21 protein-coding genes and 1 pseudogene are annotated in these 22,676 nt (G+C 65.2%); 15 read left to right on the plus strand and 7 right to left on the minus strand.

The window, feature by feature from the left end:
* Positions 1-55: 55 nt before the first annotated feature.
* From OU800_RS21510 to OU800_RS21540, 8 genes and pseudogenes are all read left to right on the plus strand, one after another.
* Positions 56-1,900: a methyl-accepting chemotaxis protein gene (locus OU800_RS21510; RefSeq protein ID WP_442964794.1), complete on the plus strand. Its 1,845-nt coding sequence runs from the start codon at positions 56-58 to the stop codon at positions 1,898-1,900.
* A gap of 2 nt (positions 1,901-1,902) precedes the next feature.
* The gene (locus tag OU800_RS21515) at positions 1,903-2,454 is read left to right on the plus strand and encodes a chemotaxis protein CheW (protein ID WP_268179379.1); all 552 of its coding nucleotides are present in this window, start codon (positions 1,903-1,905) and stop codon (positions 2,452-2,454) included.
* A 14-nt stretch (positions 2,455-2,468) separates the two neighbouring features.
* Positions 2,469-2,921: pseudogene (locus tag OU800_RS24465) on the plus strand (MCP four helix bundle domain-containing protein); the annotation flags it as partial.
* A 30-nt stretch (positions 2,922-2,951) separates the two neighbouring features.
* Positions 2,952-4,070: a methyl-accepting chemotaxis protein gene (locus OU800_RS21520; RefSeq protein WP_442964795.1), complete on the plus strand. Its 1,119-nt coding sequence runs from the start codon at positions 2,952-2,954 to the stop codon at positions 4,068-4,070.
* Between the two features lie 50 nt (positions 4,071-4,120).
* Complete coding sequence (locus tag OU800_RS21525; RefSeq protein ID WP_268179381.1) at positions 4,121-4,630, plus strand: chemotaxis protein CheW; 510 nt, start codon at positions 4,121-4,123, stop codon at positions 4,628-4,630.
* Positions 4,631-4,645: 15 nt separating this feature from the next.
* On the plus strand, positions 4,646-5,455 hold the full coding sequence (locus tag OU800_RS21530; protein WP_268179383.1) for a CheR family methyltransferase: 810 nt from the start codon (positions 4,646-4,648) through the stop codon (positions 5,453-5,455).
* The gene (locus OU800_RS21535) at positions 5,448-5,954 is read left to right on the plus strand and encodes a chemotaxis protein CheD (protein WP_268179384.1); all 507 of its coding nucleotides are present in this window, start codon (positions 5,448-5,450) and stop codon (positions 5,952-5,954) included. Before OU800_RS21530 ends, OU800_RS21535 begins: the two co-directional genes overlap by 8 nt.
* Positions 5,951-7,018 carry a protein-glutamate methylesterase/protein-glutamine glutaminase gene (locus OU800_RS21540; protein WP_268179385.1) on the plus strand — a complete coding sequence of 356 codons (1,068 nt, stop codon included), beginning with the start codon at positions 5,951-5,953 and terminating at the stop codon, positions 7,016-7,018. The genes OU800_RS21535 and OU800_RS21540 overlap by 4 nt, the downstream gene beginning before the upstream one ends.
* A 225-nt stretch (positions 7,019-7,243) precedes the next feature.
* Here OU800_RS21540 and OU800_RS21545 read toward each other — a convergent pair whose 3' ends face one another.
* Positions 7,244-8,086 carry a poly(ethylene terephthalate) hydrolase family protein gene (locus OU800_RS21545; RefSeq protein WP_268179386.1) on the minus strand — a complete coding sequence of 281 codons (843 nt, stop codon included), beginning with the start codon at positions 8,084-8,086 and terminating at the stop codon, positions 7,244-7,246.
* A gap of 446 nt (positions 8,087-8,532) precedes the next feature.
* Here OU800_RS21545 and ilvD point away from each other — a divergent pair, with 446 nt between their 5' ends.
* From ilvD to gloA, 3 genes are all read left to right on the plus strand, one after another.
* A complete protein-coding gene (gene ilvD, locus OU800_RS21550) occupies positions 8,533-10,371 on the plus strand; it encodes a dihydroxy-acid dehydratase (protein WP_268179387.1) in 1,839 nt (612 codons plus the stop codon).
* Between the two features lie 125 nt (positions 10,372-10,496).
* Positions 10,497-10,955 carry a metallophosphoesterase family protein gene (locus OU800_RS21555; RefSeq protein WP_268179388.1) on the plus strand — a complete coding sequence of 153 codons (459 nt, stop codon included), beginning with the start codon at positions 10,497-10,499 and terminating at the stop codon, positions 10,953-10,955.
* A gap of 198 nt (positions 10,956-11,153) precedes the next feature.
* On the plus strand, positions 11,154-11,681 hold the full coding sequence (gene gloA, locus OU800_RS21560; protein WP_268179389.1) for a lactoylglutathione lyase: 528 nt from the start codon (positions 11,154-11,156) through the stop codon (positions 11,679-11,681).
* A gap of 46 nt (positions 11,682-11,727) precedes the next feature.
* Here the strand turns inward: gloA and OU800_RS21565 are convergent, their stop codons facing one another.
* A complete protein-coding gene (locus OU800_RS21565; RefSeq protein ID WP_442964720.1) occupies positions 11,728-12,258 on the minus strand; it encodes a dihydrofolate reductase in 531 nt (176 codons plus the stop codon).
* A 119-nt stretch (positions 12,259-12,377) separates the two neighbouring features.
* Between OU800_RS21565 and OU800_RS21570 the strand changes: the two genes are divergently transcribed.
* The 3 genes from OU800_RS21570 to OU800_RS21580 all read left to right on the plus strand — a co-directional run bounded on the left by OU800_RS21570 (position 12,378) and on the right by OU800_RS21580 (position 16,457).
* Positions 12,378-13,517: a glycerophosphodiester phosphodiesterase gene (locus OU800_RS21570; RefSeq protein ID WP_268179390.1), complete on the plus strand. Its 1,140-nt coding sequence runs from the start codon at positions 12,378-12,380 to the stop codon at positions 13,515-13,517.
* A 60-nt stretch (positions 13,518-13,577) separates the two neighbouring features.
* Positions 13,578-14,969, plus strand: a complete 1,392-nt coding sequence (locus tag OU800_RS21575) for a DUF2868 domain-containing protein (protein ID WP_268179391.1) — start codon at positions 13,578-13,580, stop codon at positions 14,967-14,969.
* 105 nt (positions 14,970-15,074) lie between these two features.
* Entirely contained in the window at positions 15,075-16,457 is a 1,383-nt protein-coding gene (locus OU800_RS21580; RefSeq protein ID WP_268179392.1) for a GTPase/DUF3482 domain-containing protein, read from the plus strand.
* A 35-nt stretch (positions 16,458-16,492) separates the two neighbouring features.
* On the opposite strand, the gene OU800_RS21585 is transcribed toward OU800_RS21580, so the two are convergent.
* From OU800_RS21585 to OU800_RS21595, 3 genes are read right to left on the minus strand one after another with little or no spacing between them, the layout of a single operon-like run.
* Positions 16,493-17,287 carry a thymidylate synthase gene (locus tag OU800_RS21585; protein ID WP_268179393.1) on the minus strand — a complete coding sequence of 265 codons (795 nt, stop codon included), beginning with the start codon at positions 17,285-17,287 and terminating at the stop codon, positions 16,493-16,495.
* A complete protein-coding gene (gene lgt, locus OU800_RS21590) occupies positions 17,287-18,087 on the minus strand; it encodes a prolipoprotein diacylglyceryl transferase (RefSeq protein WP_268179394.1) in 801 nt (266 codons plus the stop codon). Before lgt ends, OU800_RS21585 begins: the two co-directional genes overlap by 1 nt.
* 10 nt (positions 18,088-18,097) lie before the next feature.
* Entirely contained in the window at positions 18,098-18,880 is a 783-nt protein-coding gene (locus OU800_RS21595) for a sulfite exporter TauE/SafE family protein (protein WP_268179395.1), read from the minus strand.
* A 130-nt stretch (positions 18,881-19,010) separates the two neighbouring features.
* On the opposite strand from OU800_RS21595, the gene OU800_RS21600 reads away from it, so the two are divergent.
* Positions 19,011-19,754 carry an NRDE family protein gene (locus OU800_RS21600; protein ID WP_268179396.1) on the plus strand — a complete coding sequence of 248 codons (744 nt, stop codon included), beginning with the start codon at positions 19,011-19,013 and terminating at the stop codon, positions 19,752-19,754.
* A gap of 54 nt (positions 19,755-19,808) precedes the next feature.
* Here the strand turns inward: OU800_RS21600 and ptsP are convergent, their stop codons facing one another.
* Together ptsP and OU800_RS21610 are read right to left on the minus strand one after the other, a co-directional pair.
* Positions 19,809-22,088, minus strand: coding sequence for a phosphoenolpyruvate--protein phosphotransferase (gene ptsP / locus OU800_RS21605; RefSeq protein WP_268179397.1), 2,280 nt, complete (start codon positions 22,086-22,088; stop codon positions 19,809-19,811).
* Positions 22,089-22,108: 20 nt separating this feature from the next.
* On the minus strand, positions 22,109-22,588 hold the full coding sequence (locus tag OU800_RS21610) for an RNA pyrophosphohydrolase (protein ID WP_159970811.1): 480 nt from the start codon (positions 22,586-22,588) through the stop codon (positions 22,109-22,111).
* Between the last annotated feature and the right edge of the window lie 88 nt (positions 22,589-22,676).

The raw sequence follows: 22,676 nt of genomic DNA on the forward strand, positions 1-22,676 counted from the left end.
AACCGCCATCCTCCCCCTGCTGATCCTGGCATTCGGCCTGGCGCCCGGCGCAGCCATGCCCCTCGCCATCCTGGCGGCTCTGGCCGTGGTCATCCAGGGCCTGCTGCTGCAGCGCAGCCTGCAGCCACTGGGCGCGGAGCCCCAGGCTCTGCTCGAATTCGCCGGGCAACTGGCGCGCGGCGAAATCAGCCGCCAGCCGCAGCCATCGGCCGCTGCTGGCTCGCTGCAGGAGCAACTGCACCAGATCGCCGGCCAGCTTGGCGGCCTTGCCCGGAACCTGCACCAGGTCAGCGATGAACACGCCCGTGGCGATATCGATGTGACCCTCGATACCCGTCTTCCCGGCCTCTATGGCGAAGTGGCCCAGGGCATCAACGCCCTGGTGAGCAGCCATATAGACGTGAAGAAAAAGGCCATGGCCTGCGTGCGCTCGATCGCCGAAGGCGACCTCAAAGCCCCCCTGGAACAGTTCCCTGGCAAGAAGGCCTTCATCAATGACAACATCGAGACCCTGCGCCGCAATATCGCCGGTCTGATGGACGAGATGCGCCACATGTCCGACGAGCACGACAAGGGCGATATCGACGTGACCATCGATGCCTCGCGCTTCCCGGGCAGCTATGCCGAGATCGCCCAGGGCATCAACGCCATGGTCGCCGGCCATATCAGCGTGAAGAAGAAGGCCATGGCCTGCATCAAGGCCTTCAGCGAAGGCGACCTCAAGGCGCCGCTGGAACAGTTCCCCGGCAAGAAGGCCTTCATCAACGACAACATCGAAACCCTGCGCCGCAATGTCCTGGCGCTGATCGAAGACACTCAGATGCTCAGCCAGGCCGCACTCGACGGCCGCCTCGACACCCGTGCCGATGCCAGCCGCCATCAGGGCGACTTCCGCCGCATCGTCGAGGGCATCAACGACACCCTGGAAGCCATCATCGCGCCGCTGCGCGAAGCCATGAACGTGATTGCCGGGCTGGCCGAAGGCGACCTGACCCAGACCATGGAGGGCCATTACAAGGGGCATCTCGCCGACCTGCAGCAATCGCTCAATGCCACGGTGAACAAACTGGCTGACGTCATTGGCCAGGTGCATCAGTCCACCAGCATGCTCAGCAGCGCCGCCGAGGAAATCTCCGCCACCGCGCAGAGCCTCAGCCATGCTGCCTCCAGCCAGGCTGCCTCGGTCGAGGAAACCAGCGCGGCGATGGAGCAGATGTCCGCCTCCATCGCGCAGAACACCGAAAACGCCAAGATCACCGACGGCATGGCCGGCAAGGCCTCCTGCGAGGCCAGCGAAGGTGGCCAGGCGGTCAAGGAAACCGTGCGCGCCATGAAGACCATCGCCGACAAGATCGGCATCGTCGACGACATCGCCTACCAGACCAACCTGCTGGCGCTCAACGCCGCCATCGAGGCGGCCCGCGCCGGCGAGCACGGCAAGGGCTTCGCCGTGGTCGCTGCCGAGGTGCGCAAGCTGGCCGAACGCAGCCAGGTAGCCGCCCAGGAAATCGGCGAAGTGGCCAAGTCCAGCGTGCAACTGGCCGAGCGTGCCGGCACCCTGCTCGACCACATGCTGCCGTCGATCTCCAAGACCTCAGACCTGGTGCAGGAGATCGCTGCCGCTTCCGAGGAGCAGAACACCGGCGTCAACCAGATCAGCTCAGCCATGACCCAGCTCAGCGACATCACCCAGCAGAACGCGGCCGCCTCCGAGGAGCTGGCCGCCACCTCCGAGGAGATGACCGGGCAATCGATGAATCTGCAGAGCCTGATGCAGTTCTTCCAACTGTCCAGCCAGCGCAGCACGGCCAGCGTCGTGAAGGCCACGCCAGCCACACGCAGTGCCAAGCCGGCTCAGGCCGATGAACAGGAAAGCGGCTTCATCCGCTTCGGGAGCTGATCATGACCACCGATCTCGCCCTGCTGGTCAGCCAGGAACAGCAAAGCCAGTACCTGACCTTCCGCGTCGGCCAGGATGCTTACGGCGTCGCCACCCGCTACGTGCGGGAGATCCTCGAGTTCGACCAGATCACCCTGGTGCCGATGATGCCCAGGCTGGTGCGCGGCGTGATCAATCTGCGCGGCGCCGTGGTGCCGATCATCGACCTGGCCGAGCGCTTCGGCCATGGTCGCACCGCCCTCGGCGCGCGTACTTGCATCGTCATCGTGGAGATCCTCGACGAGGAGGAGACCCATCTGATGGGCGCCCTGGTCGATGCGGTCAACGCGGTGGTGGAAATCGAACCGGGGGCCATCCGCCAGGCGCCCGCGTTCGGCAGCCGCATCCGCGGCGAATTCATCGAGGACATGGCTCGTCTCGACGAGCAGTTCCTCACCCTGCTGCGCATGGAGCAAGTGCTGTCGGTCACCCAGATCGCAGCCATGGCAGGCCAACCCCATGACCTCTCTCTCCTTCCATGCGATGCGCGCGAGCGCGCAGGAGCAAGCAAATGACCATCAGCAAAAAAATGATCCTTCTGGTGCTTTCGGCACTATTCGGCATCCTGTTGTTATCCGCAGTCGCCTACCAGCAAATGAATCAGGTCTACACCGCCGCCAACTACGGCAATGTCAACTCGGTGCCCAGCATCGTGGCCCTGAACAAGCTGCGCAATGCGGTAAACAGCGAAATCCAACTGACCTACAACCACCTGCTCAGTAACGATGCTAAGGAAATGGCTGAGCTGGAGGACGCTATCAAGTCCACCGACAGCGACATTCAGGAAGGCATCCGGGTCTATAGCACACTGCTCTCCGACGATCAGGATCGTCAGTATCTGGATCTGTCTCGCAAGAGCATTGCCGACTTTCAGAAAGGCGCCGCCACTATCATCACGCTGTCTCGTGCCGACAGGAACGAGGAAGCACGGGTAGCCATGCTCAACCTCACCAGGGACGCTATCGAGCCGCTGCGGCAAAACTTCAACCTGCACCGCGACTACAACGTAGAGATGGCCCACAAGGCCAGCCAACAGGCCGTGGATACTCTCCAGCACGCCACGCTCATCTCCATCCTGGTTTCTGTCATCACCCTGATCGTGATCGCCCTGCTCGGCACCTTCATCACCCGCAACCTGCTGCGCCAACTGGGTGGCGAGCCCGCCTACGCTGCCGAGATGGTGAGCCGCATCGCCGCCGGCGACCTGACCGTCAACGTCGAGACCAAGGCCGGCGACACCAGCAGCATGCTGGCCGCGATCAAGGGCATGGTGGAAAAACTCGCGCAGATCATCAGTGAGGTACGCAGCAACGCCGATTCGCTGTCCAGCGCTTCCGAGGAGATCTCCGCCACGGCCCAGAGCATGAGCCAGGGCGCGTCGGAACAAGCCGCCTCGGTGGAGGAAACCAGCGCCTCGATGGAGCAGATGTCCGCCTCCATCGCGCAGAACACCGAGAACGCCAAGGTCACCGACGGCATGGCCAGCAAGGCCGCACGCGAAGCCGACGAAGGCGGCCAGGCGGTGAAGAATACGGTGGCAGCCATGAAGACCATCGCCGACAAGATCGGCATCGTCGATGACATCGCCTACCAGACCAACCTGCTGGCGCTCAACGCCGCCATCGAGGCGGCCCGCGCCGGCGAGCACGGCAAGGGCTTCGCAGTAGTGGCCGCCGAAGTGCGCAAGCTGGCCGAACGTAGCCAGATCGCCGCCCAGGAGATCAGCGAAGTGGCCAAGAGCAGCGTGTCGCTGGCCGAACGTGCCGGCCACTTGCTCGACGAGATGGTGCCCACGATCAACAAGACCTCCGACCTGGTGCAGGAAATTTCCGCCGCCTCCGAGGAACAAAGCTCCGGAGTCGGGCAGATCAACAGCGCCATGACCCAGCTCAACAGCATCACCCAGCAGTCGGCATCGGCCTCCGAAGAGCTGGCCGCCACCGCCGAGGAAATGAGCGGCCAGGCCGAGCAACTGCAGCAACTGATGGACTTCTTCAAGATCAACAGCAGCGGCAACAAGCGCCCCGAACGCAGCAAGCAAACGACTACCCAGCACGACAGCGGCGATAGCGGCGGCAAGTCGTTCGCCCAGCCATCGATGTCTGGCGGCTTCATCCGCTTTCAGCACTGATCCGTCCCACCTTCGCAGCCGGGCACCAGGGGGTGCCCCAGGAGCGATTCATGTCCAGCTTCAACTCAGCGACGGCCACGGACACCCGCCAGCAGTACCTGACCTTCTCACTCGGTGAGGAAATCTTTGCCGTGGGCACGCGCAACGTGCGCGAGATCATCGAATACGGGCACCTCACCCCGGTGCCGTTGATGCCAGCGAGCATCCTCGGCGTGATCAACCTGCGTGGCGGCGTGGTGCCGATCATGGATCTGCGCCAGCGCTTCGGCCAGGGCGCCACCCAGGTCGGCCGGCGCACCTGCATCGTCATTCTGGAAGTGCAGCGCGAGGGCGCCGAACAGGTCATCGGCATCGTCGTCGAAGCGGTCAATGCCGTGCTGGAGATACCCGAAGAAGATATCGAGCCACCGCCCAGCTTCGGCAGCCACATCCCCACCGATTTTCTCATCGGCATGGGCAAGCTCGAAAACCGTCTGGTGGTGCTGATCGACATTGGCCGCGTGCTGTCGCTCGACGATCTGCACCTGCTGGCCAGCGCCGAACTGCCCCGATCAGCCTGACCCCTGGAGCCCGCAATGACCGCCACCAGCCTGAGCAACCGCGAGTTCCAGCAGTTTCGCGACATGATCTACGAGATCGCCGGCATCGCCATGGGCGAGGCCAAACGCCAACTGATAGTCGGACGCCTGAGCAAGCGTCTGCGCCATTACGAGCTGGACAGTTTCGACGACTATTTCCAGTTGCTGCTCAAGGACAAGACCGAACTGCAGACAGCCGTGGATCTGCTGACCACCAACGAAACCTACTTCTTCCGCGAGCCCAAGCACTTCGACTTCCTCCGTGAACGCCTGCAGGATGATCTGCGCACTGGCAGCCAACCCCTGCGCATCTGGAGCGCGGCCTGTTCCAGCGGCGAAGAGCCCTACACCCTGGCCCTGCTGCTGGCCGACTGCCTGGGCACGCGGCAATGGGAGATACTCGCCTCGGACATCAGCACGCGCATTCTCGACAAGGCACGTGCTGGCATCTACCCGCTGGAAGACTCCAGCGGCATCCCCCGTGAGCTGCTGCACCGTCACTGCCTGCAGGGCACCGGCCAGCATGCCGGCATGTTCACCCTGGAGCCTTCGCTGAAGAAACGCATTGGTTTTCGTCAGATCAACCTCAACAACGCCCTGCCCGAAGTGGGCCTGTTCGACGTGATCTTCCTGCGTAACGTGATGATCTATTTCGACCAGCCCACCAAGCGCCAGGTGGTACAGCGCCTGAGCGCGCGACTGCGCCCCGGTGGCTATTTCTTCGTCAGCCACTCGGAAAGCCTCAACGGCATCAGCGACGAGCTGCAGCCGCTGCGCCCGTCCATTTACCGGAAGCCCCATGCATAAGCCCGACGGCGTCATCGAAGTCTTCCTGCAGCCAGGCGACCTGTACTTCGGCGACCGTCACACGCGCATCCGCACCCTGCTGGGTTCGTGCGTATCGCTGGTGCTGTGGCACGAGCGTGAATTGCTCGGCGGCATGTGCCATTACATGCTGCCCAGCCGCCGCAATCGCGGCACCCGATTCGATGGCCGCTACGCCGACGAGGCGCTGCACCTGTTGCTCGGCGAGATTCGCGCCAGCGGCACCCAGGCCAAGGACTACCGCATCAGCCTGTTCGGTGGCGGCAACATGTTCGCGAGCCTGACGCAGAGCAACATCGGCGACTCGAACGTCAACGCCGGCCTGGAACTGCTCACCGCGCACGGCCTGCGTTGTCATGCCCGAGATGCAGGAGGCGCAGGTTATCGCAACCTGATTTTCGACATCTGGAGTGGCCAGGTCGCAATGCGCAGCCCCTCCCAACAACAGATCGCTACACGCCGCTACGAGGCGCAGAAATGAACAAGATCAAGGTGATGATCGTCGACGACTCCGCCGTCGTACGCCAGGTATTGAGTGGCACCCTGTCCGAGCACGCCGGGATCGAGGTGATCGGCACGGCCGCCGACCCCCTGTTCGCCATGGACAAGATGCAACGCGAGTGGCCCGACGTGATCGTGCTGGATGTGGAAATGCCACGCATGGATGGCATCTCCTTCCTCAAGAAGCTGATGGCCGAACGCCCCACCCCGGTGGTGATCTGCTCCACCCTCACCGAAAAAGGCGCCGCCACCACCATGGAAGCCATGGCCGCCGGGGCCGTGGCCATCGTCACCAAGCCCCAGGCCGGACTGCGCCAGTTCCTCCTGGAAGCCACCGAAGAGCTGGCCAGCGCCATCCGCGCCGCCGCCCAGGCCCGTCTCAAGCGGCTCACGCCCAAGCCGCCGCAGCCGCCACCACCAGCGCCCAAGCTCAGCGCCGATGCGATCCTGCCGGCCGGCGGCGCAGGCGCCATGACCCGCACCACCGAGCGCATCGTCGCCATCGGCACCTCCACCGGCGGCACCCAGGCCCTGGAATACGTGCTCACCGCCCTGCCGCGCGTGTGCCCGGGCATCGTCATCGTCCAGCACATGCCGGAGAAATTCACCGCCGCCTTCGCCGAACGCCTCAACACCCTGTGCCAGATCGAAGTGCGCGAAGCGAAGCATGGTGATCGGGTCATCCCCGGTCGCGCCCTGATCGCCCCCGGCGGGCGCCACATGCTGCTCAAGCGCAGTGGCGCGCAGTACCTGGTGGAAGTGGTCGACGGCCCGCCCGTCAGCCGGCACAAACCCTCGGTGGACGTGCTGTTCCGCTCCACCGCCCGTGCCGCAGGCGCCAATGCCACCGGCATCATCATGACCGGCATGGGCGACGACGGCGCCCGTGGCCTGCGCGAGATGCACGAAGCCGGCGCCCTCACTCTCGGTCAGGACGAAGCCAGTTGCGTGGTCTACGGCATGCCCAAGGAAGCCATGAAACTCGGCGGGGTCAGCCGGGAAATTCCGCTGGAGCAGATTCCAACGGCCATTCTGCGTGGTTAGCGCCTCTACAATCTGAGCATCGAACGCCTGAAGCTCCGCCCCACAGGGCGGAGCATGACGCAGCGCTATACAGGCCGTTGAAAAACGTAGGCGAGGCAGGCAAGACAATACCGATGGCGGCCCCGCAAAAACAGCCGAAAAAGCGCAGTTTACGTGCTGTAAATGAGCATTTTGAGGCCGTTTTTAACGCAGTATTGCCAACGCAGGTAGTTTTTCAACAGCCTGCTAGAGCCCGCGGCGCTCGACCGACCATAACAGGCTGGTGCACAGGCTGCACCGCGTGCCGTAGAAAGTGCTGCGGGCGCTTTGGTCGTCCATCAACTGGAAGCGGAACCAGGCCGTGCTCGGGCCACGATAGGCGCCACCGCCACCGACCGGCTCGAAGTGGCTGACGTAACGTCGCTCCCCCCAGAACACCGGCACATTGGCGCGCTGGTAGACCGGCTGGGCGTTGAGGTAGGGAAAGGCGATGGTGTCGCCGCCACCGGACATCAGGAACATCGGCCCTTGCTGACGCCGCTGCGAGGCGCTGTCGTGACCCAGGCCGAGGGTGTAGGGCTGGATCGGCGCCGTGGTACGTACCCTCGTATCCTGCCCCGCCATGATCGAGCCGCCACCGCCCTGGGAATGCCCCGAGGTACCGACTCGCCCGGTATTGAGCTTGCCGGCATAGGTGCCGTAGGGGGTGTCGTTCTCACGCACCAGATAATCCAGGCAGGCAAGCATTTCCCGCCCGGTACCGGCATTGGAGGTTTCCGCCGCCGCCACCACGAAACCGTGGCTTGCCCAGTGCGACAGCAAGCTGGCATAGGTGGACGGCCCGGCACCGGTGCCATTACCCCAGAGGATCAGCGGATGACGCACGCCACCCTGACCCAGGTCGCGGGGCCGATAGATGCGACAGCTCGGCCCCTCGCTCTGGCTGCTGACGGCGTAGGGGCCACTGCGGTCGAAATTGGCGACAGCCGGAAATGGCGCTCCCGGTGTATCCGGCAGGGGAGCAGCCGTGACGGTGGCGCAGACGGACAGGCAGGAGACCGCCAGGCCAGCGAGTTTCAAGTTAAGCATCGAAGGTTCCTCATTCCATTGTTGTACGAGTCGCCATCGCCCCGCGAACGACCAGATCGGATAGGGCGGCGCAGCACACCTCCTAGCTTGCGCTGGCGAACGTGGGCCCCTGCCGATGAGCAGAGCGCCCGTGAGGCAGCCTAGATGAGCAAATGGTGACGTCAACAGTCGCCCGAACAGCGCAACCGGATGAACGGCATGACACCAAGGAGCGACAGCCATCGGCACCGGCAATCAGCCGCGCCTTGGCGCTGCGCCGGTGGCCGGCGTAGAATCACCGCATCTCTCGCCACTCATCCCCTGGCGGGCCCTGAGCACGGGCCAGACGCGCGGCCACCCCGCAGCGTCCTGCGGCCCCGCCGAACGCACGGCCACCTCCCGTTTGCATCCGGTTCAGTCGACGCTCAGCATACGAACATCACCTGATCAGCCGCAGGAACCGTGTCATGCCCGATTACCGCTCGAAAACCTCCACCCACGGCCGCAACATGGCCGGCGCCCGCGCCCTGTGGCGCGCCACCGGGATGAAGGACGAAGACTTCAAGAAACCGATCATCGCCATCGCCAACTCCTTCACCCAGTTCGTGCCCGGCCACGTACACCTGAAGGATCTCGGCCAACTGGTCGCCCGCGAGATCAAACGCCATGGCGGCGTGGCCAAGGAATTCAACACCATCGCCGTGGACGACGGCATCGCCATGGGCCATGACGGCATGCTCTATTCCCTGCCGAGCCGCGAGATCATCGCCGACTCCGTGGAGTACATGGTCAACGCCCACTGCGCCGACGCCATCGTCTGCATCAGCAACTGCGACAAGATCACCCCCGGCATGCTGATGGCCGCCCTGCGCCTGAACATCCCGGTGGTGTTCGTTTCCGGCGGGCCGATGGAAGCCGGCAAGACCAAGCTGGCCAACCATGGCCTGGATCTGGTCGATGCCATGGTGGTGGCTGCCGACGATTCCTGCTCCGACGAGAAGGTCGCCGAATACGAGCGCAGCGCCTGCCCCACCTGCGGCTCCTGCTCCGGCATGTTCACCGCCAACTCGATGAACTGCCTGGTCGAAGCCCTGGGCCTGGCCCTGCCGGGCAACGGCTCCACCCTGGCCACCCATGCCGACCGTGAGCAACTGTTCCTGCGCGCCGGCCGTCTGGCCGTCGAGCTGTGCCAGCGCTACTACGGCGAAGGCGACGAATCGGTGCTGCCGCGCAACGTCGCCAGCTTCAAGGCGTTCGAGAACGCCATGACCCTGGACATCGCCATGGGCGGCTCGACCAACACCATCCTGCACCTGCTGGCCGCCGCCCAAGAAGCCGAGATTCCCTTCGACCTGCGCGACATCGACCGTCTGTCGCGCAAGGTGCCGCAACTGTGCAAGGTGGCGCCGAACATCCAGAAGTACCACATGGAAGACGTGCACCGCGCCGGCGGCATCTTCTCCATCCTCGGCGAGCTGGCCCGTGGCGGTCTGCTGCACACCGACGTGCCCACCGTGCACAACCCGAGCATGGCCGACGCCATCGCCCAGTGGGACATCACCCAGACCAATGACGAAGCCGTGCACACCTTCTTCAAGGCCGGCCCGGGCGGCATCCCCACCCAGGTGGCGTTCAGCCAGAACACGCGCTGGCCGAGCCTGGACGATGACCGTGAGAACGGTTGCATCCGTTCGGTGGAGCACGCCTACTCGCAGGAAGGCGGCCTGGCCGTTCTGTACGGCAATATCGCCCTCGACGGCTGCGTGGTGAAGACCGCCGGGGTGGACGAATCCATCCACGTCTTCGAGGGCCGCGCGAAGATCTTCGAGAGTCAGGATGGTGCGGTCAAAGGTATCCTCGCCGACGAAGTGAAGCCCGGCGATATCGTCATCATCCGTTACGAAGGCCCGAAAGGTGGCCCGGGCATGCAAGAGATGCTCTACCCCACCAGTTACCTGAAATCCAAGGGCCTGGGCAAGCAGTGCGCCCTGCTCACCGACGGCCGCTTCTCCGGCGGCACCAGCGGCCTGTCCATCGGCCACGCCTCGCCGGAAGCGGCTGCCGGCGGCGCCATCGGCCTGGTCAAGGACGGCGACAAGATCCTCATCGACATCCCCAACCGCAGCATCAACCTGCTGGTCAGCGATGAAGAACTGGCCGAACGCCGCGCCGAGCAGGACAAGAAGGGCTGGAAACCGGCGCAGCCGCGCGCACGCAAGGTGTCCACCGCGCTGAAGGCCTACGCCCTGCTGGCCACCAGCGCCGACAAGGGTGCGGTGCGTGACAAGACGATGCTGGAAGGCTGAGCCCTCAGCGCCGCTGTAATGAAAAGCCCGGCCATGGTTGCCGGGCTTTTTCTTGTCGCAGGGTTTTGCATTCGGGCCTGATCGCCAGCAAGCTGGCTCCTAAACCCCATGCTCAGGAGCCCATCATGCGCATCGGCCTGATCGCCGACACCCACAACCTGCTGCGCCCCGAGGCGCTGGCGGCGTTGCAGGGCGTCGACCACCTGATCCATGCCGGCGACATCGGCGGGCCGCATATCCTCGAGGAGCTGGGGCGCATCGCGCCACTGTCGGTGGTGCGCGGCAACAACGATCAGGAGGCCTGGGCCGAGGCCATCCCCGAGCGCCTGACGCTGCGCTTCGGCGCCATCAGCCTGCATGTGCTGCACGACCTCAAGCAGCTCGACATCGACCCAGCGGCCCAGGGCATCGATGCGGTGATCGCCGGCCATTCGCACAAACCGCTGCACGAAATGCGCGATGGCGTGCTCTACCTCAACCCTGGCAGCGCCGGGCCTCGGCGCTTCAAGCTGCCCATCGGCGTGGGCCTGCTGCATATCGACGGCCAGCAGATACGCGCCGAGCTGATCACGCTACAGGTCTGAAATCCGTCCATCGCTGTGCCAATCCATGGTGGACAAAAACAGCCTTGTCCACCCTACGCGCAAAGTCCGTAGCCCGGATGCAATCCGGGGAACCCAGCAGAGCGCTCGCTGCCCTATTCCCAACCACCTGCCTTGAAAAACGCCACCGCCGCGTCCATCTAGGCAGGTATCGCTTTTTCACGCCTGATGGAGAATCCCATGACCCTCGACGAACTCAACGCCCTGCCCGGCGTGACCGCCAAACCCGACGCCGCCACCGCCGACTTCGTCTACAACCACACCATGATCCGCGTGAAGGATCTCGAGAAGTCCCTGGATTTCTACACCCGCGTGCTGGGCTTCACCCTGCTGGAGAAGAAGGACTTTCCCGAGGCCGAGTTCAGCCTCTACTTCCTGGCGCTGATCGCGGACAAGTCGCAGATTCCGGCAGACCCGGCCGCCCGTCACCAGTGGCGCAAGTCCATCCCCGGCGTGCTGGAGCTGACCTACAACTACGGCACCGAGAAGGATCCGGAGTTTTCCTACCACAGCGGCAACAGCGACCCGCGCGGCTTTGGCCATCTATGTGTGGCGGTGCCGGACATCAAGGCCGCCTGCGAGCGTTTCGAGGATCTCGGCGTGGCCTTCCAGAAGCGCCTGAGCGACGGCCGCATGCGCGACATCGCCTTCATCAAGGATCCGGACGGCTACTGGGTGGAGATCATCCAGTTCACCGAGGTGAACTGAGCCCCCGGCGGCTGCCGGCCTGGCGACAACGCCAGGCCGCTCGCCATCAAGCGCTACGGCGCTGCCACACCTCGAAGGCGTAGAAAGGGGTATCCCCCGTGCTCGGGTGCTCGACGCTGGAGCTCAGGTGCCAATCGGCCTCGCTCACCTCGGGGAAGAAAGCATCGCCTTCGGGCTCCAGCCCCACACGGGTCAGGTACAGGCGCTCGGCCAACGCCAGGCCCTGGGCATAGAGCTGAGCCCCGCCAATCAGCATCAGTTCGTCGGCCTCCTCCTGGCGCGCCCACTCGTCGGCGCGGGCGATGGCCGCCTCCAGGCTGTCGAACACCTCGGCGCCTTCGAGCTGCAGGCCCGGCTGGCGGCTGACTACCAGATTGAGCCGGCCCGGCAGCGGGCGCCCCAGTGAATCCCAGGTCTTGCGCCCCATGATGATCGGCTTGCCCAGGGTCAAGGCCTTGAAGTGCTTGAGATCCGCCGGCAAGTGCCAGGGCAGTTGATTGTCGCGGCCAATCACCCGGTTATGGGCGAGGGCAGCGATCAGCGAGATAGGCAAGGTCTTTTTCATGCTGGCGAGCATAGCAGAGCCATCCTGTGACGAGCAGCACAGGCAAGCCATACCAATTATCGGTTTGTCGCCTGATCGTCATGTTCGTTCAGGCAGGCTTTGGCTTCCCCCATGAGCAAGGAGATGCCTCCATGATGTCCAACCTTCTGCGCACCGGCCTGTTATGCGCCGGCCTGCTGCTTGGCAGCACCCAAGCCCTGGCCGGCAACGTCCAGTCTGCCATCGACTGGGCTCAACAACAGCCGGGCGCCAAGCACGCCGCCGGCAAGGGCACCCGCTCGCCACTGGTGATCGCCCACCGTGGTGCGAGCGGCTACGTGCCCGAACACACCCTGGCCGCCTACGCTCTGGCCGTGCTACAAGGCGCCGATTACATCGAGCCGGATCTGGTGATGACCCGCGACGGCCAACTGGTGGCCCGCCACGACAACGAGCTGGGGCTGACCACCGACGTGGCGCAGCACCCCGAATTCGCCAGTCGCAAGCGCACCCAGACGGTGGATGGCGTCAGCCTGGAAGGCTGGTTCAGCGAGGACTTCACCCTGGCCGAACTCAAGACTCTGCGCGCCATCGAGCGCATCCCCCAGGTGCGCCCGGCCAACACCCGTTTCGACGGCCAGTTCGAGATTCCCACTCTGCAGGAAATCATCGACCTGGTGAAAAGCCTGCAGCTCAGCCAGCAGCGGGTCATCGGCCTGTACCCGGAAACCAAGCACCCCACCCACTTCCAGCAACTCGGCCTGGCCATGGAAAAGCCGCTGCTGGCGGTGCTCAAGCGCAACGGTTACGCCAGCGCCAAAGCGCCGGTGTACATCCAGTCCTTCGAGGTACAGAACCTCAAGACTCTCAGCCGCATGACCTCCATCCGCCTCATCCAACTGCTGTGGACGGAGGGCCAGCCCTACGATCAGCAGGCCCTGGGCACCGACCTCAGCTATGCGCAGATGATCACCCCCAAAGGCCTGCAAGCCATCGCCCGCTACGCCGATGGCATCGGCCCGGAGAAAGGCATGATCATCCCGCGTGACGCCGCCGGTAACCTCACCACGCCCACCAGCCTGGTGCGCGATGCCCACGCCGCCAAGCTCAAGGTGCACCCCTACACCTTCCGCGCCGAGAACGCCTTCCTGCCCACCAGCTTGCGCAGCGGCAACGACCCGACCGAGCGCGGCGACATCGACACCGAGCTGCGCACCTTCCTCGCCACCGGCATCGACGGCCTGTTCATCGACCAGCCGGATATCGCCGTGCGTCTGCGCGATAAGCCCTGATTCGCGTCCCGGCGGATCAGGGGTTATCCTCAACCCCTGATCCGCACGACGAGACGCCACGTGACTGACGCCTCCTCCCCTACGCCTTTGCAACACCTCTGGCTCAGCGAAACCATTCGTCTGCGCGAGGAACACACCGGCCCGCTGGAAGACACCGAGGCCAATCGCCTGGCCCGTGCCGAGTACGGTGAACTGGTCGAGCGCATCCAGCATCGTGCCCTGCTCCTGGCCCGCCGCGATGGCCAATGGCAGGCCCTGTTGCACTGGTTGCAAGGGGCACGCCTGGCCGGCCTGCTGCTAGTGCTGCTGGCCCTGCTCAGCGGCGCCGGCCTGGCACTGGCGGCGCTGGGTGACGGGCGCCAGCCGGTCAATGTGTTTTGGGCCCTGGGTAGCCTGCTGGGGCTGAACCTGCTGATGCTGCTCGGCTGGCTGCTGGGCCTGCTGCTGACCCGTGACAGCCCCGGCGCACTGGGCCGCCTGTGGTTGTGGCTCAGCGAGAGGCTGGCGCGCGACGCCAGCGCCGCGCAACTGGCCCCGGCCCTGCTGCTGATGCTGCAACGCCAGCGCCTGACCCGCTGGGGCCTGGGCCTGCTGATCAATGGCCTGTGGACACTGGCCATGCTCGCTACGCTGAGTACCCTGTTGCTGCTGCTCGCCACCCGCCGCTATGGCTTCGTCTGGGAAACCACCATCCTCGGCGGCGACACCTTCATCACCCTGACCCAAGCCATCGGCGCCCTGCCCGCCCTGCTCGGTTTCAGCCTGCCGGACGTGGAGCTGATCCGCGCCAGCGGCGACGCCGCCATCGCCAGCGAGGCCGCCCGGCAAAGCTGGGCCGGCTGGCTGGTGGGCGTGGTGCTGGTCTATGGCCTGCTGCCACGCCTGTTGCTGGCGTTGCTGTGCCTGTGGCGCTGGCTATCCGGCAAAGCCTCGCTGCGCCTGGATCTCGACCTGCCCGGCTATGGCCTGTTGCGCCAGCGCCTGCAGCCGGATAGCGAACGCCTCGGCGTCTGTGACCTGGCCCCCGCTGCCCTGCACCAGCCGCAGGGCGGCAGCAGCGACCAACCCAGCAGCGGTGCCCTGCTGCTCGGCCTGGAGCTGGACGATAGCCGGCCTTGGCCTCCCGCCACGTTACCCAGGAGCGTGGCCGATGCCGGGGTGATCGACAGCCGCGAACAACGTCGCCAGTTGCTCGAACAGTTGACCCGCTTTCCGCCCGAACGCCTGGCCATCGCCTGCGACCCGCGCCGCTCGCCGGATCGCGGCACCCTGGCGCTGCTCGGCGAGCTGGCGCGCTGCGCAACCGCCACACGCATCTGGCTGCTGCCACCTGCCCCCGGTGAAAGCCTGGACAGTGCGCGCCTGGCGGACTGGCACCAGGCCCTCGCCAGCCTGGGCCTGGCGCACCGCGATACGGCGCCCTTGAGCTGGCTGGAGAGCGGGCATGACTGACGCTTCCATTACCCTCTCCCCCAACCCCTCTCCCGCAAGCGGGAGAGGGGAGCCTCAGCCCGTAGCCCGGATGCAATCCGGGAACACCATGTCAGGGTCTGCCCCATGAGCGCACCGCTGAAACTGGCCCTGGTCGGCCACACCAATGTCGGCAAGACTTCACTGCTGCGCACCCTGACCCGCGACATCGACTTCGGCGAAGTCTCGCCGCGCGCCAGCACCACCCGTCATGTCGAAGGCGCGCGCCTGTCGGTGGACGGCCAGGCGCTGCTGGAGCTTTACGACACCCCCGGCCTGGAAGACGCCATCGCCCTGCTCGACTACCTGGAACGCCTCGACCGCCCCGGCGAGCGTCTGGACGGCCCGGCGCGCCTGGCTCGCTTCCTCGACGGCAGCGAAGCACGCCAGCGCTACGAACAGGAAGCCAAGGTGCTGCGCCAGTTGCTGGCGTCCGACGCGGGGCTCTACGTCATCGACGTGCGCGAGCCGGTGCTGGCCAAGTACCGCGACGAACTGGCGGTGCTCAACATGTGTGGCCGACCCTTGCTGCCGGTGCTCAACTTCGTCGCCAGCGCCAGCCACCGCGAAGGTGAATGGCGCGAGGCCCTGGCCCGTCTTGGCCTGCATGCCCTGGTGGCGTTCGACAGCGTGGCACCGCCGGAAGACGGCGAACGGCGCCTGTACGAAAGCCTGGCCCTGCTGCTGGAACGCGCGCGCCCGCAACTGCAGAGGCTGATCAAGGATCACGAAGCGCAGCGCCAGGCCCGGCGCCAGGCTGGCCATCGATTGATCGCCGAACTGCTGATCGACTGCGCCGCCTGCCGCCGTAGCGTCGCCGCCCAACCGCTGCTGGAGAAGGGTGCGGTCGCCGAACTGCGCGATGCGATTCGCCAGCGCGAGCAACGCTGCGTCGAAGCCCTGCTGCGCCTGTATGCCTTTCGCAGCAGCGATGCCAAGGCCGGCGACCTGCCCCTGCTCGATGGCCGCTGGGGTGACGACCTGTTCAACCCGGAGACGCTGAAACAGCTCGGCATCAAGGTGGGCGGTGGCATGGCCGCCGGTGCCGCCACCGGCGTCGGCGTCGACCTGCTGGTCGGCGGCCTGACCATGGGCGCCGCTGCTGCGCTGGGGGCGGTGATCGGCGGTAGCGCCCAGACCCTGCGTAATTACGGGGAAAGATTGAAAGGCAAATTGAAGGGCCAGCGCGAACTGACCGTGGACGACGCCGTACTGCGCCTGCTGGCCCTGCGCCAACAGCAACTGCTGGCCGCCCTGGACGCCCGTGGCCACGCCGCGATGGAAGCCATCACCCTCGGCGCCCCGCAGGAAAGCCTGTGGCGCCAGGGCAAACTGCCCGCCCCGCTCAATGTGGCGCGGGCGCATCCGGAATGGTCGTCGCTCAATCCCGGCGCCCGCCTGGAAGAGGCCGAGCGTGCCGAGCAGGTAGAGCGCCTGCGTAGCGACCTCGCCATACAACCGCTGGGCTAAAGCGGAGCGCCGCCCTACGCCCACCCTGTTTCATCTCAGACGGCTACCGGCGCCTTGATATGCGGATGCGCCTGGTAACCGACCAACTCGAAGTCCTCGTACTTGAAGGCCAGCAGATCCTTCACCTCGGGGTTGAGCTGCATGGTCGGCAGTGGCAGCGGCTCACGGGTTAACTGCAGGTCGGCCTGCTCGATATGGTTGGCGTACAGGTGGCAGTCGCCACCGGTCCAGATGAACTCGCCCGGCTGCAGGCCGCAGACCTGGGCCACCATCAGCGTCAGCAACGCATAGCTGGCGATGTTGAAGGGCACGCCGAGGAAGATGTCCGCCGAACGCTGATAGAGCTGGCAGGACAGCTTGCCGTCGGCCACGTAGAACTGGAACAGCGCATGGCACGGCGGCAGCGCCATCTGCTCGACCAGCGCCGGGTTCCAAGCCGAGACGATCAGGCGGCGCGAGTCCGGGTTGCTCCTGATCATCTCGATCAGCTTGGCGATCTGGTCGATGGACTCGCCATTGGGCGCCGGCCAACTGCGCCACTGATAGCCGTACACCGGGCCGAGGTCGCCGTTCTCGTCGGCCCACTCATCCCAGATGGAAACGCCGTTTTCTTTCAGGTAACGGATGTTGGTGTCGCCCTGCAGGAACCACAGCAGCTCGTGGATGATCGAGCGCAGGTGGCACTTCTTGGTGGTGACGAGGGGAAAGCCTGCGGCCAGGTCGAAGCGCATCTGGTAGCCGAACACGCTGTAGGTGCCGGTGCCGGTGCGGTCTTCCTTGAAGGTGCCGTGCTCGCGCACGTGGCGCATCAGGTCGAGGTACTGTTTCATCAGGCAGCTCCTTGAACGGGCTGACGCTTGTAGGCGTAGACGATCAGGCCGATGCCGCCGAGCACCATCGGCACGCAGAGAATCTGCCCCATGGTCAGCCAGCCCCAGGCCAGGTAGCCGAGCTGGGCATCGGGTACGCGGACGAACTCGACGATGAAGCGGAACACCCCGTAGCAGGCGGCGAACATGCCGGACACGGCCATGGTCGGGCGCGGCTTGCGCGAGTAGAACCAGAGGATGAGGAACAGCGCCACGCCCTCCAGGGCGAACTGGTAGAGCTGCGAAGGGTGGCGCGGCAAATGCTGCGGATCGGTGGGGAAGATCATCGCCCAGGGCACGTCGGTGGCCTTGCCCCACAGCTCGGCATTGATGAAGTTGCCGATACGCCCGGCCCCCAGACCGATGGGCACCAGCGGCGCGATGAAATCCATCAGCTCGAAGAAGCTCTTGCCGTTGCGCTTGCCGAACCACCAGGTGGCCAGCATCACGCCGATCAGGCCGCCGTGGAAGGACATGCCGCCTTCCCAGATGCGCAGGATCTTCGCCGGTTCGGCGATATAGGCCGGCAGATCGTAGAACAGCACGTAGCCCAGGCGCCCGCCGAGGATCACCCCCATGGCCACCCAGAACACCAGGTCGGACAGCTTGTCCTTGTTCCAGGTGGGGTCGAAGCGGTTCAACCGGCGCGAGGCCAGCCACCAGGCACCACCGATGCCGACCAGGTACATCAGACCGTACCAGTGGATTTTCAGCGGGCCGAGGGCGACAGCCACCGGGTCGATCTGCGGATAAGGCAGCATGCAGAACTCCTTAGATGAGAAAACTCAGGCCCACGCTGAAAAGCAGCAGGGCGAACAGACGCTTGAGCAGGCGCGGCGACAGGCGGTGAGCCAGGCGCGCGCCGAAACGGGCGAAGAACATGCTGGTCAGGGCAATGCCCAGCAGCGCCGGAAGATAGACGAAACCGACGCTCCATGGCGGCAGATCCGGGTTGTTCCAGCCCGTGTACATGAAACTCAACGCCCCGGCGATGGCGATGGGCAGGCCACAGGCCGCCGAGGTCGCCACGGCCTGCTGCATCGGTACGCTGCGCCAGACCAGAAAGGGCACGGTCAACGAACCACCGCCGATGCCGAAGATCGCCGAAGCCCAGCCGATCACGCCACCGGCCAGGGTCAGTGTGGGCTTGCCTGGGACACCACGGCTGGCCTTGGGTTTCAGATCCAGCAGCATTTGCACGGCTATGACGATGGCGAAGGTGCCGATGATCTTCTGCAACAGCGGCCCCTGGATCAGCGCTGCAGTCATGGCCCCCAGCGCCGCGCCGAGCAGGATGCCGCCGGTGAGCCAGCGAAACAGCGGCCAGCGCACGGCCCCCATGCGGTGATGCGCCAACAACGAGTTGATCGAGGTGAAGACGATGGTGGCCAGCGAGGTGCCTACTGCCAGGTGCGTCAGAATCTCCGCCGACATGCCGTGCGAGGCGAAGCTGAACACCAGCACCGGCACGATGATCAGACCGCCGCCCACGCCGAACAGCCCGGCCAGCACACCGGCCGCCGCGCCCAGCACCAGGTAGAGCAGCAGTTCCATCGACACCCCCGAAAACAAAGCCGCATGTTAGCGGAAATGCCCCCGAAACGGCAGGCGCCAGGTGTCGGGCACCTGTCTGCATGCCACTTCGTGCTAGCCTGCCGTGGTCATCGCTCACAAGGAGCTGCCCATGTGTCTGATCGTCTTCGCCTGGCAACCCGAGCATCCCCAGGTTCTACGCCTGGTCGCCAACCGCGACGAGTTCTATGAGCGCCCGAGCGCCGCGCTGAGTGAATGGCAAGAGGCACGCGGCGTCTTCGCCGGGCGTGACCTGGAGGCCGGCGGCACCTGGCTGGGCATCAGCGCGGAGGGGCGCTTCGCCGCCCTGACCAATATCCGTGACCCCAAGCAGCGCGCAGGCCTGCGCTCGCGCGGCGAGCTGAGCGCCGACTACCTGTGCGGCCAGCTTGGGCCACAGGCCTACCTCGAAGCGGTGATGGCGCGGGCGGCGAGCTACGGCGGCTTCAATCTGCTGCTGGGCGACAGAAGCCAGCTCTGGCACTTCAACTCCCATAGCGGTCAGGCGCGCCGCCTGGAGGCAGGCGTCTATGGCCTGGGCAACGCCAACCTGGACACGCCATGGCCCAAGCTGCTGCGCGCGCGCCAGAGATTGCAGGACGAGCCGCATGCCGACGATCAACGGCTGCTGGCGCTGATGGCCGACACCCATCGGCCAGCCGACAGCGAGCTGCCGGACACTGGTGTTGGCCTGGCAGCAGAGCGCCTACTGTCGAGCATCTTCATCGCCAGCGCCACCTACGGCACGCGCGCCAGCACGGTGCTGAAGCTTGGCCGGGACGAGCAGTGGAGCATCACCGAACGCAGCTTCGGCCCACATGGTACCCCTTTGGGCGAGGTGGCCTTGCACGGGTAGCCCGGATGCAATCCGGGAAAACACCAATGGTGGGATAGCTCCTACCTAGGCGAATCAGGCCTGGATATTGGAGGCCGGGTTGATCACTCGGCCCAGGCCGAGGTTACGCAGCGCCAGATGCAGAGTGCTGTAGATCAGGTGCGGGTTGTCCATGGTCATCACCTGCCCCAGCAATTCCCTGGCCTTGCTCTGGGTGATCTGGCGCAGCAGCCATTTCACCTTGGGCAGGTTGGTGGCATTCATCGACAGCGAGTCGAAGCCCATCGCCAGCAGCAGCACGGCCGCCGCCGGATCACCGGCCATCTCGCCGCAGATGCTCACTGGCTTGCCTTCCAGATGGGCGTCGTGCACCACCTTCTGCAGCGCCTGCAGTACCGCCGGGTGGAGGAAGTCGTAGAGGTCGGCCACGCGCGGGTTGTTGCGGTCAACCGCCAGCAAGTACTGGGTCAGGTCGTTCGAGCCGACCGAGAGGAAGTCCACCTGCCGCGCCAGTTCGCGGGTCTGGTAGACCGCGGCGGGAATCTCGACCATCATGCCGATGGGCGGCAGCGGCACGTCGGTGCCCTCGTCACGCACCTCGCCCCAGGCGCGGTGGATCAGGTGCAGCGCTTCTTCCAGCTCCTGGGTGCCGGAAATCATCGGCAACAGGATGCGCAGGTTGTTCAGCCCCTCGCTGGCCTTGAGCATGGCGCGGGTCTGCACCAGGAAGATTTCCGGGTGGTCAAGGGTAACGCGGATGCCACGCCAGCCGAGGAAGGGATTCTCTTCCTTGATCGGGAAGTAGGACAGCGCCTTGTCACCACCGATGTCCAGGGTGCGCATGGTCACCGGCAGCGGGTGGAAGGCCTGCAACTGCTCGCGGTAGGTGGCGAGCTGCTCCTTCTCGCTGGGGAAGCGCTCGTTGATCATGAACGGCACTTCGGTGCGGTACAGGCCCACGCCCTCGGCGCCGCGCTGCTGGGCACGGGCCACGTCGGCGAGCAGGCCGGTATTGACCCACAACGGCATGCGATGGCCGTCGAGCGTCTCACAGGGCAGCGCGCGCAGGGCGTCGAGACCTTCGGTGAGCTGGCGCTCCTCCTCGACCACGTCGGCGTACTGCTTGCTCAGCAGCTCGCTGGGGTTGGTGAAGACTTCGCCGTGATAGCCGTCGACGATCAGCTTGATGCCGTCGATCTTCGAGTACGGCAGGTCGACCACGCCCATCACCGTGGGAATACCCATGGCGCGGGCGAAGATGGCCACGTGGGAGTTGCCCGAACCGGTCACCGAGATCAGGCCCACCAGTTTGCCTTCCGGCACCTCGCCGAGCATTGCCGGCGACAGCTCCTCGCTGACCAGAATGGTGTTGTCCGGGTACACCAGCGAGGTCTTGCGTTCTTCCTGCAGGTAGGCGAGCAGGCGCCGGCCGAGGTCGCGCACGTCACTGGCGCGCTCGCGCAGGTAGGCATCGTCCATCAGCTCGAAGCGTTTGACGTGGTCGAGTACTACCTGGCGCAGGGCGCCCTGCGCCCATTGCCCGGTCTTGATGACCTTGCGCACCTCGTTACCCAAGGCAGCATCGTCGAGCATCATCAGGTAGACGTCGAACAGTGCGCGCTCTTCCTTGCGCAGTTGCGTGGCGAGCTTCTCGGACAATTCCTGCATGTCCTCGCGCACCCAGCCCAGGGCCTTGTCGAACAAGGCCAGCTCGGCTTCGATGTCATCGACGCTGCGATCGGGAACCACATTCAGATCGGCCGGGGGCAGCACCACCACAGCGGTGCCCACCGCTGCCCCCGGTGCCCCCGGCACGCCGACGAACTTGGCCTCCTGCACACCCTTGCCCTGACGGCCCAGGCCGCGAATCGAGCCGGTGGCCTCGGCATGGGCGATGACGCCGGCGAGCTGCGCGCTCATGGTGACCAGGAAGGCCTCTTCGCCTTCGTCGAACTGGCGGCGCTCCTTCTGCTGCACGACGAGAACACCCATCACCCGACGGTGGTGGATGATCGGAGCGCCGAGGAAGGAAGCGAAGCGCTCCTCGCCGGTCTCGGCGAAGTAGCGATAGCGGGGATGGCTGGCGGCGTCCTCGAGGTTCAGCGGCTCCTCACGGGTACCGACCAGGCCCACCAGGCCTTCGTTGGGCGCCATGCTGACCTTGCCGATGGAGCGCTTGTTGAGGCCCTCGGTGGCCATCAGGACGAAACGGTTGCTGTCCGGGTCGAGCAGATAGACCGAACAGACCTGGCTGCCCATGGCCTCCTTGACCCGCTGCACGATGATCGACAACGCCGCCTTGAGATCCTTGGCGGCGTTCACTTCCTGGACGATCTTGCGCAGCGTGTTGAGCATGCTCGGTCAGAATCCCGTAATCAGTCGCGCACACTGAGGCGCGGTGCAAGTTCCTTGAGGGCCCGGCGGTAGACCTCGCGCTTGAAGGTGACCACCTGGCCCAGCGGATACCAGTAGCTGACCCAGCGCCAGCCATCGAACTCCGGCTTGCCGGTCAGATCCATGCGCACACGATCTTCGGAGCCGGTCAGGCGCAGCAGGAACCACTTCTGCTTCTGCCCGATACACAATGGTTGACTGTGCGTGCGCACCAGTCGTTGAGGCAGACGATAACGCAACCAACCCCGGGTGCAGGCGAGGATCTTCACGTCCCGCTCTTCGAGCCCGACCTCCTCGTTCAGTTCACGGTACAGCGCTTCTTCAGGCGACTCACGGTCATTGATGCCGCCCTGGGGGAACTGCCAGGCGTCTTGGTTGATGCGGCGCGCCCAGAGCACCTGGCCGACATCGTTGGTCAGGATGATGCCGACATTCGGGCGGAAACCATCGGAATCGATCACGGCAAGCAACCTCATAGACGCAAGTTAGGGCATTGTTCCATAAAGCCGCCGACAGCAGCAACGCAGGTTTTGGCGCAGTTTGAAAGCC

This window comes from Pseudomonas sp. GOM7 (assembly GCF_026723825.1).
Taxonomy (GTDB): domain Bacteria; phylum Pseudomonadota; class Gammaproteobacteria; order Pseudomonadales; family Pseudomonadaceae; genus Aquipseudomonas.

Bases quoted from the DNA above. Each gene is read 5' to 3' on its own strand.
- OU800_RS21520 (WP_442964795.1), top strand. From the start codon at position 2,952: ATGGCCCACAAGGCCAGCCAACAGGCCGTGGATACTCTCCAGCACGCC.
- OU800_RS21515 (WP_268179379.1), top strand. From the start codon at position 1,903: ATGACCACCGATCTCGCCCTGCTGGTCAGCCAGGAACAGCAAAGCCAG.
- OU800_RS21510 (WP_442964794.1), top strand. From the start codon at position 56: ATGCCCCTCGCCATCCTGGCGGCTCTGGCCGTGGTCATCCAGGGCCTG.
- OU800_RS21565 (WP_442964720.1), bottom strand. From the start codon at position 12,258: ATGCTCGCCAGCATGAAAAAGACCTTGCCTATCTCGCTGATCGCTGCC.
- OU800_RS21570 (WP_268179390.1), top strand. From the start codon at position 12,378: ATGATGTCCAACCTTCTGCGCACCGGCCTGTTATGCGCCGGCCTGCTG.
- OU800_RS21545 (WP_268179386.1), bottom strand. From the start codon at position 8,086: ATGCTTAACTTGAAACTCGCTGGCCTGGCGGTCTCCTGCCTGTCCGTC.
- OU800_RS21595 (WP_268179395.1), bottom strand. From the start codon at position 18,880: ATGGAACTGCTGCTCTACCTGGTGCTGGGCGCGGCGGCCGGTGTGCTG.
- lgt (WP_268179394.1), bottom strand. From the start codon at position 18,087: ATGCTGCCTTATCCGCAGATCGACCCGGTGGCTGTCGCCCTCGGCCCG.
- OU800_RS21580 (WP_268179392.1), top strand. From the start codon at position 15,075: ATGAGCGCACCGCTGAAACTGGCCCTGGTCGGCCACACCAATGTCGGC.
- ptsP (WP_268179397.1), bottom strand. From the start codon at position 22,088: ATGCTCAACACGCTGCGCAAGATCGTCCAGGAAGTGAACGCCGCCAAG.
- OU800_RS21555 (WP_268179388.1), top strand. From the start codon at position 10,497: ATGCGCATCGGCCTGATCGCCGACACCCACAACCTGCTGCGCCCCGAG.
- gloA (WP_268179389.1), top strand. From the start codon at position 11,154: ATGACCCTCGACGAACTCAACGCCCTGCCCGGCGTGACCGCCAAACCC.
- ilvD (WP_268179387.1), top strand. From the start codon at position 8,533: ATGCCCGATTACCGCTCGAAAACCTCCACCCACGGCCGCAACATGGCC.
- OU800_RS21540 (WP_268179385.1), top strand. From the start codon at position 5,951: ATGAACAAGATCAAGGTGATGATCGTCGACGACTCCGCCGTCGTACGC.
- OU800_RS21525 (WP_268179381.1), top strand. From the start codon at position 4,121: ATGTCCAGCTTCAACTCAGCGACGGCCACGGACACCCGCCAGCAGTAC.
- OU800_RS21600 (WP_268179396.1), top strand. From the start codon at position 19,011: ATGTGTCTGATCGTCTTCGCCTGGCAACCCGAGCATCCCCAGGTTCTA.
- OU800_RS21530 (WP_268179383.1), top strand. From the start codon at position 4,646: ATGACCGCCACCAGCCTGAGCAACCGCGAGTTCCAGCAGTTTCGCGAC.
- OU800_RS21585 (WP_268179393.1), bottom strand. From the start codon at position 17,287: ATGAAACAGTACCTCGACCTGATGCGCCACGTGCGCGAGCACGGCACC.
- OU800_RS21535 (WP_268179384.1), top strand. From the start codon at position 5,448: ATGCATAAGCCCGACGGCGTCATCGAAGTCTTCCTGCAGCCAGGCGAC.